This window comes from Streptomyces sp. Xyl84 (assembly GCF_059731885.1).
On record NZ_AP029182.1, the window covers coordinates 1,020,943 to 1,034,380 of the forward strand.

At 72.9% G+C, this 13,438-nt stretch carries 10 protein-coding genes and 1 pseudogene; 2 read left to right on the plus strand and 9 right to left on the minus strand.

Features of this window, described 5'->3' with window-relative positions:
• Positions 1-16: 16 nt before the first annotated feature.
• The 6 genes and pseudogenes from tdh to AC6I72_RS04415 form a co-directional block, all read right to left on the minus strand.
• Positions 17-1,045 (minus strand): L-threonine 3-dehydrogenase, encoded by a 1,029-nt coding sequence (gene tdh, locus AC6I72_RS04390; protein WP_497999547.1) that lies wholly within the window; start codon positions 1,043-1,045, stop codon positions 17-19.
• Between the two features lie 319 nt (positions 1,046-1,364).
• Entirely contained in the window at positions 1,365-2,012 is a 648-nt protein-coding gene (locus AC6I72_RS04395) for a GAF domain-containing protein (RefSeq protein WP_497999548.1), read from the minus strand.
• A 79-nt stretch (positions 2,013-2,091) separates the two neighbouring features.
• Positions 2,092-2,733 carry a GTP-binding protein gene (locus tag AC6I72_RS04400; protein WP_497999549.1) on the minus strand — a complete coding sequence of 214 codons (642 nt, stop codon included), beginning with the start codon at positions 2,731-2,733 and terminating at the stop codon, positions 2,092-2,094.
• A complete protein-coding gene (locus AC6I72_RS04405) occupies positions 2,711-3,088 on the minus strand; it encodes a DUF742 domain-containing protein (protein ID WP_037864035.1) in 378 nt (125 codons plus the stop codon). The genes AC6I72_RS04400 and AC6I72_RS04405 overlap by 23 nt, the downstream gene beginning before the upstream one ends.
• Positions 3,085-3,519: a roadblock/LC7 domain-containing protein gene (locus AC6I72_RS04410; RefSeq protein WP_037864036.1), complete on the minus strand. Its 435-nt coding sequence runs from the start codon at positions 3,517-3,519 to the stop codon at positions 3,085-3,087. The genes AC6I72_RS04405 and AC6I72_RS04410 overlap by 4 nt, the downstream gene beginning before the upstream one ends.
• A 998-nt stretch (positions 3,520-4,517) precedes the next feature.
• Positions 4,518-6,143: pseudogene (locus tag AC6I72_RS04415) on the minus strand (sensor histidine kinase); the annotation flags it as partial.
• A 470-nt stretch (positions 6,144-6,613) separates the two neighbouring features.
• Here AC6I72_RS04415 and AC6I72_RS04420 point away from each other — a divergent pair.
• Positions 6,614-8,137: a chitinase gene (locus AC6I72_RS04420; RefSeq protein ID WP_497999550.1), complete on the plus strand. Its 1,524-nt coding sequence runs from the start codon at positions 6,614-6,616 to the stop codon at positions 8,135-8,137.
• Between the two features lie 158 nt (positions 8,138-8,295).
• On the opposite strand, the gene AC6I72_RS04425 is transcribed toward AC6I72_RS04420, so the two are convergent.
• The 3 genes from AC6I72_RS04425 to AC6I72_RS04435 all read right to left on the minus strand — a co-directional run bounded on the left by AC6I72_RS04425 (position 8,296) and on the right by AC6I72_RS04435 (position 11,893).
• Entirely contained in the window at positions 8,296-8,940 is a 645-nt protein-coding gene (locus tag AC6I72_RS04425) for a hypothetical protein (protein WP_497999551.1), read from the minus strand.
• A gap of 118 nt (positions 8,941-9,058) precedes the next feature.
• Positions 9,059-10,108, minus strand: a complete 1,050-nt coding sequence (locus tag AC6I72_RS04430; protein ID WP_497999552.1) for a TRM11 family SAM-dependent methyltransferase — start codon at positions 10,106-10,108, stop codon at positions 9,059-9,061.
• A gap of 153 nt (positions 10,109-10,261) precedes the next feature.
• Entirely contained in the window at positions 10,262-11,893 is a 1,632-nt protein-coding gene (locus AC6I72_RS04435) for an adenosine deaminase family protein (protein ID WP_497999553.1), read from the minus strand.
• A 432-nt stretch (positions 11,894-12,325) separates the two neighbouring features.
• Here AC6I72_RS04435 and AC6I72_RS04440 point away from each other — a divergent pair, with 432 nt between their 5' ends.
• The gene (locus AC6I72_RS04440; RefSeq protein ID WP_497999554.1) at positions 12,326-13,423 is read left to right on the plus strand and encodes a vWA domain-containing protein; all 1,098 of its coding nucleotides are present in this window, start codon (positions 12,326-12,328) and stop codon (positions 13,421-13,423) included.
• The last annotated feature ends 15 nt before the right edge of the window (positions 13,424-13,438 follow it).

The following is a 13,438-nucleotide window of genomic DNA, read 5'->3' on the forward strand; positions in this document are numbered from 1 at the left end:
CGGACCGGGCCGGGGGTCAGGCGGTCCAGTCCAGGATGACCTTGCCGCCCCTGCCGCTCGCGGCGTCCGCGAAGGCCGCCTCGAAGTCGGTGTGGCCGTAACGGCCGGTGATCACCGGGGCGAGGTCGAGGCCGCCCTCCAGCAGCACCGACATGGCGTACCAGGTCTCGAACATCTCCCGGCCGTAGATGCCCTTGACGGTGATCATCGACGTGACGATGCGGGCCCAGTCGACCGGGAACTCCTCGGACGGCAGGCCCAGCATGGCGATCCGGCCGCCGTGCGTCATGTTGGCGATCATGTCGCGCATCGCCTCGGGACGGCCGGACATCTCCAGGCCGATGTCGAAGCCCTCGCGCAGGCCGAGCGCGCGCTGGCCCTCGGCGATGGTGGTCCCGGCGACGTTGAGCGCGAGGCTCACGCCGATCTTGCGGGCCAGTTCCAGGCGCTCCTCGCTCACGTCGGTGATCACGACGTTGCGCGCGCCGGCGTGCCGCGCGACCGCAGCCGCCATCAGGCCGATGGGCCCGGCACCGGTGATCAGCACGTCCTCGCCGACCAGCGGGAAGGACAGAGCGGTGTGCACGGCGTTGCCGAACGGATCGAAGATCGCGGCGATGTCGAGGTCGACGGGGACGCGGTGCACCCACACGTTGCCGGCCGGCAGGGCGACGTACTCGGCGAAGGCGCCGTCGCGGCCCACGCCCAGACCGACGGTGGCCCGGCACAGGTGGCGGCGCCCGGCCAGGCAGTTGCGGCACTTGCCGCACACCAGGTGGCCCTCGCCGCTGACCCGGTCACCGGTCTTGATCTCGGTGACGTCGCGGCCGGTGGCGACGACCTCGCCGACGAACTCGTGACCGACCACGAGCGGGGTGCGGATGGCCTGCTGCGCCCAGCCGTCCCAGGCCCGGATGTGCAGGTCGGTACCGCAGATGCCGGTCCGCAGGACCTTGATCAGTACGTCACCGGGCCCGACGGCGGGCTCGGGCACGTCCGCGAGCCAGAGCCCGGGCTCCGCCTTCTCCTTGACCAGCGCCTTCACGCAACGGCTCCTGTGAGTCGGGCCCGGCCCGGGTCCGGCGCACGCCGAAGGGACCCGCATCCGGGACGAGGGGGTGGAATCACCAGGCAATCTGCCGTACGCGGGGTGCGCCGGTCCATCGAGGATTTCTTAATCACGGCCACAGCTTTCCTTCACGCCGTCCGGAAGCGGCCCACGACACGGCCGGGCCGTCGGGGTCCCTGACCGGTTCAGCCCGGCGGCGGACCCCCGCGATCCCTGACGGTTCCGCTCGCCGGCGGACTCTCGGGGTCGCTGACGGGTTCAGCCCGGCGGCGGACCCCCGGGATCCCTGACCGGTTCAGGCCGGCGACAGGCCGTCGGGGCCGTCCACCGCCTCGCGCCGCCGCAGCCGCCGGCTCAGTTCGTCCGCCGCCGCCTTGATGGTGCCGAGTCCTTCCCGGCCCCACGGCCGCGGCTCGACGTCGACGACGCACACCGTGCCCAGCACCATGCCCGCGCTGTCGAGGAGCGGGGCCCCGAGGTAGGACCGGATGCCGAACTCGTCGACGACCGCGTTGCCCGCGAAGCGCGGGTAGTCACGGACGTCCTCCAGCACCAGCGCCTTGCCCCGGGCCAGCACGTGGGGGCAGAACCCGTGGTCGCGGGCCAGGCGGCGGCCCAGTTCGCGTCGGATCCCCTCACCTCCCGCCGCCTCGCCGGGACCGGCCGGTCCCACCGCTGCGACCGGCGCCGGCGCGTCCACGTCCAGGACGTCACGGGACGGCCGGTGCAGGCCGGCGAAGAACTGTCCTTGCTCGCCGGGGAAGTTGACCATGGCGTAGGGCGCGCGGGTGCGGCCGGCGAGCCGGTCCGCGAAGGCGTCGAGAGCCGGTTCGGCCCGCTCGCCCAGCCCCAGCCGGCGCAACCGCCGGGCCCGGGCGGGCCCTTCCTTGTCCTCCGGGGTGAGCAGCAGGCGACCTGCCGGGCGGGGCGGGTCGTAGGTCATGACCGGGCTCCGGCGCTGCGGGCGTGTGTCGGGTACGGGCGTGTCATGTACGGGCTCCGGGACGGGGTGCGGTCGGGCATCACAGGTGGGCGCCGTGGCTCGGCGCGGGCGCGGGCGCGTGGGAGATGAGGTGGCGTACGAGGGTCAGCAGGGTCTGGACGCCCGAACTGGAGATGCGGGCGTCGCAGCGCACGACGGGGATCTCCGGGTCGAGGTCGAGCGCGGCGCGGACCTCCTGCGGGGCGTAACGGTGGGCACCGTCGAACTCGTTGACGGCGACGATGAAGGCGAGGCCGCGCCGCTCGAAGAAGTCGACGGCGGCGAAGCACTCCTCCAGGCGGCGGGTGTCGGCGAGGATCACCGCGCCGAGGGCGCCCTCCGACAGCTCGTCCCACATGAACCAGAACCGCTCCTGGCCGGGTGTGCCGAACAGGTACAGCACGTGCCGCGGATCGAGGGTGATGCGTCCGAAGTCCATCGCCACGGTCGTCTCGGCCTTGTTCTCGACGCCGTCGAGGCTGTCCGTGTCCGCGCCCGCCGTCGTGAGCAGCTCCTCCGTGCTGAGCGGCGCGATCTCGCTCACGGCGCCGACGAAGGTCGTCTTGCCCACCCCGAACCCGCCCGCCACCAGGATCTTGAGCGCGGTGGGGAAGGGATCGGTGCGGCCCTCGCGGCCGTCCGCACGGCCGTCGTCGTAGTCAGAGCTGTCGTCGTAGTCCATCGAGCACTGCCTCCAGAAGAGCCCGGTCGGTGGGGTGGTGGTGGGTGACGGGCGGTTTGGTGGTCAGGGCGCCGCAGTCGACCAGGTCGGAGAGCAGCACTTTGGCCACCGCCGCCGGCAGCTTCAGGTGGGCGGCCACCTCGGCCACCGAGACCGGGCACAGGCACAGGTCGAGTGCCTGGCCGTGCTCGGGTCCGAGGTAGCCCAGAGGCGTCACCCCGGTCGCCATCACCTGCGACATGAGGTCGAGCGCGACACTGGGCCGGGTACGGCCGTTGCTGACCGTGAAGGGGCGCACCAGCCGCCCGGCCGCGTCGTCGAGCCAGGGCCCGTCACCGGCCGTCGCCGCGCTCAAGGCCTCAGCGCCGGGGGTTCGGCGCTGTGCTGCCGGGGCGCGGTCACCAGGTAGGGGCGGACGCTCTTGACCAGCATCGCCATCTCGTATCCGAGCACCGCCGCGTCGGCCTCCCGGCCGGCGAGCACGGCGAGGCAGGTGCCGGATCCTGCGGTGGTGACGAACAGCAGGGTCGAGTCGAGTTCGACGACGACCTGCCGTACGTCGCCGCCGTCGCCGAAGCGGATGCCGGCGCTGCGGCCGAGGGAGTAGAGGCCGGAGGCCAGCGCGGCCATGTGGTCGGCGCTGTCGGGGTCGAGGCCGTGCACGGACTTGACCAGCCCGTCGCAGGACAGCAGGACCGCGCTGGTCGTGTGCGGTACGCGCTGCACGAGGCCGCTCATCAGCCAGTCGAGGTCGGAAACATGGCCGGTCGGCGCATCGCTCGCCATGGTGGATCGACTCCTTGGGGTACGAAGGTCTGCGGGACCGCCGGGGGCGGGGGTAGGGGCGAGAGGGGGAGCGGTGAGGGGTGCGGGGGTGGTCATCCGGCGGGTGCGCTCCCGTCGTGGCGTACGGCCGGTGACGCGGGCTGCGGCCGAGCCGGTGACGGCGGGACCGGTGACGCGGCCTGTGACGGGCCCGGGTCCGGGGGCGGCGCGAGGCCCGGTCCGGGTGAGCCGTCGGGTTCCTCGTCCGCGGGCGGATCCTGCGGTGCGTGCGCGCCCGCCGGGGCGGACCCACGCAGCTCCGGCGAGGCCCACGGCTCCGGGGAGACCCACGGCTCCGGGGAGACCCACGGGTCCGGGGAGGCCGCGGCGGACGGGATGCCGGGACCGGCCGGGGATACCGCGTCCGGCAGGAGCGGAGCCCGGCGTTGCCGGGTCTCGGCGAGTCCGATACCGCGCTGGAAGGCGGCCATCAGACCGGGGTCGTGGCCCGCGACGTCCTCGCTGTCCTGACGGGGCGCCGCCGGGCCGCCGCGCAACTGGGGCACGATGTGCTGCTGCGCGCGGCGCCGGGGCAGCTGGGGCGGCAGGTCCATGGTGCCGCGCACCATGCCGTCCCCGCGCGGAACGGGCAGGGTCCCCGCGTGTTCGGCGACGGCGGCCCGGTCCTCGGGACGGATGCCGGGCACCGCCTCCGCCGGGTTCGCCCGCCCCTGCCCGGCACCGCGCCGCGGCAGGGGCGCGGGCCCGTCGCCCCCGCCGGGCGGGGCGTACGGCCCGGCCGCGGAAGTGCCGTCGGCCCGGGACGGGAGAGCCGAACGCGGGCGACCGCCCCCGGGCGGTACGGGGGTCCCGGAACCCTCCTGCCCGGGCGGTACGACGGTCAGGCTGCTGCCGTCCTGCCCGGAGGACGCGGTGGGTGCGGCGGGCGCGAGGGCGTCCTGCCCGGAGGGCGCGAAGGCCACGCTGCCGTCCTGCCCGGCCTGCCCCGAGGCCACCAGGCCGTGGGGCCCCAAGGGAGCAGGGACCGCGAGGGCGTCGCGTCCAGAAGGCACGGGCGCCACGCTGCCGTCCTGCCCGGGCGGTACGGAGGCCGCCGAGGTGTCGTGCCCGGGCGGCACGACGGTCAGGGCGGCCTCGTGTCCGGAGGGTGCAGGGTGCGCGTGGGCGGGAGGCGCGGCGGGAGCGGTCGGGTACGGCGGCGGTACCGGAGCCTGCGGCCCTCCGCTCGCCGCGTCCGCTCGCGCCTCGGCGCCCGGTGGCACGTCCGCACCCGGGAGCCTTTCGGCACCGGCTCGCGTCTGCGGGTCCCGGGGAACCTGCGCACCCGGCCGGACCCCGGCCCCGCCGTCCGGGGCGGCGAGTGCCGGCCCCGCTGACCCGGCCCCCGTCCCCGCCTCTCCCGCTGCTCCTGCCCCGGTCTCCGCACCGAGCAGTGCCTGCGGCACCACGAGCACGGCCTGCACACCGCCGTAGATGTTGGTCTGCAGCCGGACGGTGATCCCGTGCCGCCGGGCGAGCTGGGACACAACGAACAGCCCGATACGGCCGTCCGCGAGCAGGCTGGCCACGTTGACCTGGTCCGGGTCGGCCAGCAGGGCGTTCATCCGCACCTGTTCGCCGACCGGCATGCCCAGCCCCCGGTCCTCCACCTCCACGGCGAGCCCGGAGGTCACGAGGCCCGCGCGCAGCAGGACCTGGGTGTGCGGTGCGGAGAACACCGTGGCGTTCTCGACGAGTTCGGCCAGCAGGTGGATGACGTCGGCGACGGCGTGGCCGCGCAGCCGGCCGTCGATCGGCGGGACGAGCTTGACCCGCGAGTACTGCTCGACCTCGGCGATGGCGGAGCGCAGCACCTCGGTCATGGAGACGGGGTGGCTCCACTGGCGGCGGGAGACGGCACCGCCGAGGACGGCGAGGTTCTCGGCGTGGCGGCGGATGCGGGTGGCGAGGTGGTCGACGTGGAAGAGGCCCTTGAGCAGCTCGGGGTCCTCGATCTCGTTCTCCAGCTCGTCGAGGATGGAGATCTCGCGGTGCACCAGGGACTGCAGGCGCCGGGCGAGGTTGAGGAAGACCTCCAGCTTCTGTTCGCTGCCCGCCTGGCTGGAGAGCTGGGCGGCCTGCACGACGGCGGTGACCGCGCCCTCGTGGACGCGGGCCAGGTCAGCGGCGAGCAGGTCGAACTCGTCGGCGTCGGCGGGCGGATTGCCGCACGGTGTGCGCTGCGGCGGGGCCTCGCCGTGCCGCAGGGAATCGACGAGCGCGTGCAGGTCGGCTTCGCGGCGCGCGGTGCTGCGGCGCAGCGCGCCGAGACGCTCGTGCACGGACCTGGCCGCACGCCCGGCGGCGACGGCGGCGGCCGCGATGCCCGTGAGCGTCACCGCCAGCGCCCCGGCGAGCACCGCCCACAGGGCGGGACCGGGCCGTGCGCCGGTGGAGCGCACCGTGAAGAGCACGGCCGCGCCCGCGCCGAGTGCCACCGCGACCGGCGGCAGCACCGCGAGGCGCAGCAGTCGGGGCCGTATGCGGGTCTCGGGCAGCGAGGGGACGGGGCGGGCGACCGGCCGTCCGTGCCGTCCGCCCTCACGGCGGTCTGCACGGGCGGCCGGTGCGCGGAGGTGAGACATCTGTTCCTCGTACTGGTCCGTCGGGCCTGGGGGCTCGCGCGGGGGCGCGAGCGGGCATGTGCCATCGCTGTGCCGGTCGGCCAGGCCATGGAGAGCGCCTCTACGTCGTCCGGCGGACACTCACAGTAGTCACCGATGCATCATGTGCGATGAGCAGTCGGCGAAATCCCCCGGGGAGCGTCCCGCTCTGGTATGAGGCGTCGTACGGCAGACCGAAAACCCGGCCTCGGCGCCCGGCCCGCGGCCGGAGCGTCGGCTGTCCGGTGCCGCGCCGCAGGGCCCGGCCGTGGTCCAGTCGGCCGCGGCGGGCCCTGTCCAGGCGGAGGACCGCAAACCCGCCGGATTGGTCTAGTCCCATTTTGGTCCAGACCATTGACCCACCCGGTGCGCGGGCGCTATCCCATACGCATCAACTCCTCTCCCCCGTAAGGGAATCGGCGAACTCCCCACCTCCTCACACCGGGACTGACATGAGACTCATGCGTTCCTTCCGCGCGGTCCTCACCGCGGCCGTCACCACGGCGGCCTCGGTCGGCCTCGCCCTGACGGGCACCGGCACGGCACAGGCGGCGACACCGCTGCCCGCCCACGTCTTCGCCCCCTACTTCGAGGCCTGGACCGGCGAGAGCCCGGCCGCCCTGGCCGCCCAGTCCGGTGCCAAACACCTGACGATGGCGTTCCTCCAGACCGCCTCCAAGGGCTCCTGCACGCCGTACTGGAACGGCGACAGCGGCATGCCGGTCTCCTCCTCGACCTTCGGCAGCGACATCAAGACGATCCAGGCCAACGGCGGGGACGTCATCCCGTCCTTCGGCGGCTACACGGCCGACACCACGGGCACCGAGATCGCCGACAGCTGCACCGACGTCCAGCAGATCGCCGCCGCGTACGAGAAGGTCATCACGACCTACGACATCTCACGGCTCGACATGGACATCGAGGCCGACTCCATCGACAACGCCGCCGGCATCGACCGCCGCAACAAGGCGATCAAGCTGGTCCAGGACTGGGCGGCGGCCAACGGGCGCAAGGTGGAGTTCTCCTACACCGTGCCGACCACCACCCACGGCCTGGCCGACAACGGCGTCAAGCTGCTGCAGAACGCGGTGAGCAACGGCACCCGGGTCGACGTCGTCAACCTCATGACGTTCGACTACTACGACAACCAGTCCCACGACATGGCGAAGGACACCCAGACCGCCGCCCAGGGCCTGGTCGACACGCTCGCCCAGCTCTACCCGAACAAGACCTCCGCGCAGCTGTGGAGCATGGTCGGCATCACCGAGATGCCCGGCGTCGACGACTTCGGACCGGCCGAGACCTTCAGCCTGGCCAACGCCACGACGGTCTACAACTGGGCCGTCTCCAAGGGCATCAACATGCTGTCCTTCTGGGCGCTCCAGCGTGACAACGGCAGTTGCGCGGGCGGCGCCGCCGCCGACAACTGCTCGGGCATCCAGCAGAACACCTGGGACTTCTCCCACATCTTCGAGCCGTTCACCAGCGGCAGCACCGCCCCGGCCGACGACTTCTCGGTGACGCTCGGCTCCTCCTCCGGGACCGTGACGGCGGGCCAGTCCACCACCGCCACGGTGAAGACGGCCGTGACCAAGGGCAAGGCGCAGACGGTCAACCTGAGCGTCAGCGGCGCCCCCGCGGGTGTCACCGCCTCGCTCAGCCCGGCCTCGGTCACGGCGGGCGGATCCGCGACGCTGACCCTCGCCACCACCTCGGCCGCGGTCTCGGGCACCTACACCCTCACCGTCACCGGTTCCAGCGCCTCCGGCAGCCACTCGGCGACGTACGCGCTGACCGTCACCGGCGGCAACGGCAACCAGTGCACCGCCGCCCCGTGGTCGAAGTCCGCGGTGTACACCGGCGGCCAGCAGGTCTCGTACAAGGGCCACAACTGGAAGGCCAAGTGGTGGACGACGGGCGAGGAGCCCGGCACCACCGGCGAGTGGGGCGTCTGGCAGGACCTCGGCGCCTGCTGATCCCCGCCCCGCACATGAGCTGAGCGGCCCGGAGTCCGCCCCGACGGGCGCGGTCCCCGGGCCGCTCGCGCGCGCCACGGCTCTCGGCGGCGCCGGACCTCGACGAGACCAGCAGCACCGGGCCTGCGCCGGACGAGCACCGCCGGGGCTTCGCCGGATCAGTACCGCTGGGCCTTCGTCAGGCGTGCCGTCAGCTTCTCCTCCTCCGACCGGCGGCTGAAGGCGATCGGCTGCTCCTTCTTGCCCGGTTCCAGGTCCTGCGCCCCGACGTACCGGGTCTCGGCCACCTTGCCGCCGGCGTCGACGAAGTCGATCTGAACGGCGTACGACGCCTTGCGGTCGGTCTTGTTGGTGATGGTGACCAGGACGGCGAGCACCCCTCCGGTGCGGTCCCTGGGCAGCCCGGTCACACCGACCTCGGAGACGGCGTTGCCCCTGCCGTGCACGCCCTTCAGTTCCTTCTCGGCCGCCGCGGCGGAGCGGGCGGTGTCCGCCGACACCGACGCCTCGAACGCGGAGGCGCGCGCCTCGGCGGAGGACGCCGCCGCCGAGGCCGACGCGCGGGCGGAGGAAACCGCCGCCGACGCGGACGAGGCGAGCGCGGAGGGCAGCGTCCCGGCGGAGAAGGACGCCGTGTCCGGCGCGCTCGGGGTGCGCGCGGACCCCGAGCCGTTGCCGTTGCCGTTGCCGTTGCCGCCACCGCATCCGGTCAGCGTGCCGGCCGCCAGCATGCAGGTCAGTACGGCCACCGCCAGGGCGATGGGGCGCGGCCCGGCGAGGCCTGCGCGAGGCGGGAGATGCATGGCCCGTCCTTCGGGTGGGGGGAGTCCTGACCTCATCGTCGGCGCTGTCCACGCGGCGCGCGACCCGGCCGCCGCCGGCCCGGTGACACCGGACCCCGCACCCCCCGTCCGGGCGGGCTCAGTTCTTGCGGGCCACGATGATGTCCCGGTTGATCGCCTGGTCCACTCGGTGGACGAAGCCCTGGTACGCCTCGGAGTCGCGGACGGTGAACCCGTGGCCGGCGAGGATCCCGGCCAGTTGCTCCCGCCCGGCCACCAGCGTGTTCCAGGAGATGCCGATGGCGCCGCCGGGCCGCAGCAGGGGCTCCCACACCGGGACGGCCGCGGCCAGCAGGTCGACGGGGCTGCGCGACAGCCGGCCCGCGTTGCCGCCGCCGTGCGGGCGGCTGCCGTGCTGCACGCCGTACGGGGCGTCGGTGACGATCAGGTCGAACTCGCCGCGGCGGAAGAAGTCACCGCTTCTGAGCGTGTCCGCGTTGACCACCGTGACGTCGATGGTGCTGCCCTCGCGGTACAGCTCCTTGGACGCCCCGAGGCCGACCTGCAGCCGCCGTCCCAGGGTCGCCTTGTTGCGGCGGACGGTCCCCGTCTCGGCGTGGTGCTTGAGCCTGCTGTTCTTCAGCCAGGTGCGGAAGAACGCCGAGTACGCGTCGAAGTCCTTGGGGTCGATGTCCAGCCCGCTGGCGTCCATGCCGTACATGACCGCCTGGTTGAGCGTGGTGCCGCGGCCGCACATCGGGTCGAACAGCCGCATCTCGCCGGTCAGCAGCCCGCCCGGCGTGTCCGTCGCCAGCGCGGTCACGTTCACCAGGAGCCGGGTGAAGTCCTCGTTCGTCTTGCCCGCGTACTTCTGGATGGTGAGCAGGTCGCTGCTGAACAGGTCGAGGGGCTTCTTGACGACCGGGCGCAGCACGTCCGGCTGCTCGACGGCGAAGAGGGCGTACAGCGAGGACAGGTTCGACAGCAGGCGGACCGCGGTGTCCGACAGCGGCTCGGCGGTGAAGGTGACGTAGGGCACGCCGCCGATCTCGGTGACGGCGACGTCGTGGACACCGCCGTCGATCACGGTCTCGCCGAACGCCCGGAGTTCCGCCATGGCCAGGGCGGGCGCGGAGCGGGCGTACACCCGGTTGTGCGAGGGCGAGACGAGAAACCCGTACCTGCTCATGTGCTTTCGGATCCTGCTTTCGAGTGGCTTCCGGCGACGGCCGCGGTGGTACTGACACCCGGGGTGCGGCCCTGCTCGGAGCCGGTCGGTGACGCACCGACTTTACCCGAGCCGCCCGGGCCGGGGCGGGGGCACCGGCCCGGGCGGACCCGGTCAGCCGCGACGGGCGAAGGTGCGCTCGAAGCGGTGGAAGGCGGTCTCCTGACGCCACTCGAGGCGGGCCTTCAGGCTGGAGTCCAGCAGACGGCGGCAGGCGGCGCCCGGCCGGTCGACGCCCGGCCGCGTGCCGCGGCAGGCGGCCGCGGCCACGTACCCGGAGCGGGTGGGGTTGCCCCGCCACAGGCTCGCGCCCGGTGCGAAGGCGTACTCCAGGGAGGCGCGCGCCAGGTCCTTCAGCTCCGCGTAGCCCAGCGCGTAGGTCCGGGCGGCGTACGCGTACTCGTGGGTGATGTCGATGCGGCTCACGCCGGGGTCGTCGGTGGCGAGGACGACCGGTACGCCGTAGCGGCGGTAGGTGCCGAAGGGGTGGTCGGCGCCCTTGACGCCGAGGATCTGGGCGTTGCTGGAGAAGGGCACCTCGACGGCGGTCTCCCGGGCGGCCATGGTGCGGGCGGTGCGCTGCCAGTCGTCCTCGTGGACCAGGTCGACGCCGTGGCCGATGCGTTCGGCACCGGCGACGTCCACCGCCTCCTTGATGTGGAACTTCAGGTCCTCGGGCTTGACCAGGCCCGGCCACAGTTCCCCGGCGTGGAGGGTGAGGTGGGCGTGCGGGTAGACGCCGCGCAGGTACTTGAGCATGCGCATCTGCAGGCTGTAGTTGCGCAGGGAGCTGTCCCAGTCCTCGGGCTGGACCAGGTTGACCGCGACGTAGCGGTGGTCGCGCTCGGCCAGGCGCATGCCGAGCGCCATCTGGGTGAAGACCCGCACCGGTGAACCGCCGCGCGAGACCTGGGAGATCCAGCGTACGGTCAGCGCGCAGCCGGGCCGTGCCGCGGTGGTGCCGCAGTGCTCGGTGGTGCGGAACTCGGCGTCGGAGTCGTCGGTCTCCCTGCCCGCCTCGGCCACCAGCCGGTCGAGTCCGCCGCCCGCCGCGAGCCTGCGGTGCAGGGCGGCGAGGTCGTCGTCCCAGCCGACCTGGTCGGCGAGCTTCTTCGCGCTCTCCGAGGCGGGGGTGACCATGGTCTCCAGGTAGAACTGGTTCTGGGCGGCCGCGTGGTCGGCCACGTCGGCGAGCAGCTTGCCGCGGTGCCGCCAGGACACCTCGCCGAACTTGCCGAAGGTGTCGAAGAAGTGGTCGTGGCCGTTGCCGCCGGGCGGGAAGTCCTGCATGGACCAGGCGCGCACGATCGCGTCGCGGAAGGCCTTGTCGGTGCGGGCGTCGGCGGCGGGGCGGGTGCCCGGCCCGCAGGGCGGGGTCCTGGCCGTCATCGTCGCGGTCTCCACGCACAGCCCGTCCTCGGCGGCCAGTTCGATGAGGTACTCCGTGGTGACCGCGCCGGAGAGGTGGTTGTGCAGGTCGCCGCCCTTGGGCATGCGCTCGAAGAAGCGGCGCAGAGCCTTGGGGTCGCGGCGGATCGAGCGCAGGTACGCGTCGGTGGCGGCCTCCGCCGGGGGCGTGGGCGGTCGTACGGCCGCGGTACCGCCGTCGGCCCGGGCGGGCAGCGGGCGGGCGACGGCGGGCGAGGCCGGGGACACGACGAGGGCGGACAGCGCCGTGAGGCACACGAGACCTGACGTGGCCAGGCTCCTGCGTCGGCGCCCGGACCTGGTGGGTTCGGTATTCACGCCTGCATCATCACGAGCCCGGGCGGCCGGGGTCCGGCGAGCGCGCGGAGATCCACTCGACAGGGTGACGGGGTGTCGGATGCGCGCGGCCCGCCCCTTCGGAGGCAGGGGGCCTGCTTCCTGTGTGCGCCGTGCCGGAAGGCGGCCGCGGCCGGCGGTCCCCCGGCGTTGTCAGTGGTGCTCCGTAGAGTGGAACCACCATCCGAACGGACCGGATTCCCTGCCGGGTTGCGCGAGCCCGGCATGCGACGTCCACCGGCGGAGGAGGGCGTTCCGTGCTGTGCGCGGCGACCGTTCGTCACCGGTTCACGCAGACGCCCGACGACTTGACCAGGCCGAGACACCAACAGGCATGCCTCCACGGAGGAAGCCGCTTCCCCCAGGGCACCGCACGCGGCCCGCGGGGAAGACGAACGGAAGGGAACCGACGCGATGAGCGCAACGGTGAAGGACCGCCTCAAGAAGCACTTCGTGAACCACGTTGCTCTCGTCATCGACAAGTCCGGTTCGATGAGGGGCCATTCGGAGCAGCTCATCCGCGTGGTGGACGAGTTCGTGAAGGGGTTGCAGGAGGAGTCCGACCGGCTCGGCCACGAGACCCGGATCAGTCTCTACGCCTTCGACCACCTGGTGGAGAACCTGGTGTGGGACATGGACGTGAAGCACCTGCCGTCCATGCGCGGCCTGTACACGGTGGAGAACGGCGCGACCGCGCTGATCCAGGCGTCCGTGAAGGCGCTGGACGACCTCGGCCACATATGGGAGGAGTACGGCGAGCACAGCTTCCTCCAGGTCGTCGTCACCGACGGCGAGGAGAACGCGTCCGGCGCGGACACCACGGGCTCGCGCCACGATCACCTTCCCGACGGCCGCGCCGTCCTCGACACCTGGCGCGACCGGATCACCCGGAAGATGAACAGCCTCCCCGATCACTGGACCTCGGCCATCATGGTGCCGAACTCCCTGGCCAAGCGCACCGCCCAGCAGTACGGCTTCCCGACGGGCAACATCTCGATCTGGGACGCCGACTCGGCGCAGGGCGTCGAAGAGGCGATCGGCACCGTCAAGTCGGCCGCCACGAGGTTCCTGCGCGACCGCGAGCAGGGCGTGCGCGGAACCAGGAACCTCTTCGCGATGGGGCAGGACCTGAGCACGGACGACGTGAAGTCCAGCCTCCAGTCCCTCGGCGCCGGCAAGTACGTGCTGATCCCGGTGGACCGGCAGACGTCGATCCGTGACTTCGTCACCAGTGCCGGGCACCCGTACCGGACCGGCTGCGCCTTCTACGAGCTGTCCAAGCGGGAGAAGATCCAGGCCGGCAAGAAGATCGCCGTGGCGGAGAAGGACCCCGCCACCGGCCGGACGACCGGGAAGGTCTTCACCGGCCCCGCGGCCCGGCAGCTCCTCGGCCTGCCGCAGACGGAGGTCACGGTGACCCCCGGGAGCAACGCGGCGTACACCGTGTTCGTCCAGTCGACCTCGGTCAACCGGAAACTGGTCCCCGGGACCAAGCTGCTCGTGCTCCTGTAGGAGGCACGGGTCCCC

Coding starts and splice junctions, on each gene's coding strand:
- AC6I72_RS04425 (WP_497999551.1), bottom strand. CDS start 8,940: ATGCATCTCCCGCCTCGCGCAGGCCTCGCCGGGCCGCGCCCCATCGCC.
- AC6I72_RS04395 (WP_497999548.1), bottom strand. CDS start 2,012: ATGACCTACGACCCGCCCCGCCCGGCAGGTCGCCTGCTGCTCACCCCG.
- AC6I72_RS04440 (WP_497999554.1), top strand. CDS start 12,326: ATGAGCGCAACGGTGAAGGACCGCCTCAAGAAGCACTTCGTGAACCAC.
- AC6I72_RS04430 (WP_497999552.1), bottom strand. CDS start 10,108: ATGAGCAGGTACGGGTTTCTCGTCTCGCCCTCGCACAACCGGGTGTAC.
- AC6I72_RS04420 (WP_497999550.1), top strand. CDS start 6,614: ATGAGACTCATGCGTTCCTTCCGCGCGGTCCTCACCGCGGCCGTCACC.
- AC6I72_RS04410 (WP_037864036.1), bottom strand. CDS start 3,519: ATGGCGAGCGATGCGCCGACCGGCCATGTTTCCGACCTCGACTGGCTG.
- AC6I72_RS04400 (WP_497999549.1), bottom strand. CDS start 2,733: ATGGACTACGACGACAGCTCTGACTACGACGACGGCCGTGCGGACGGC.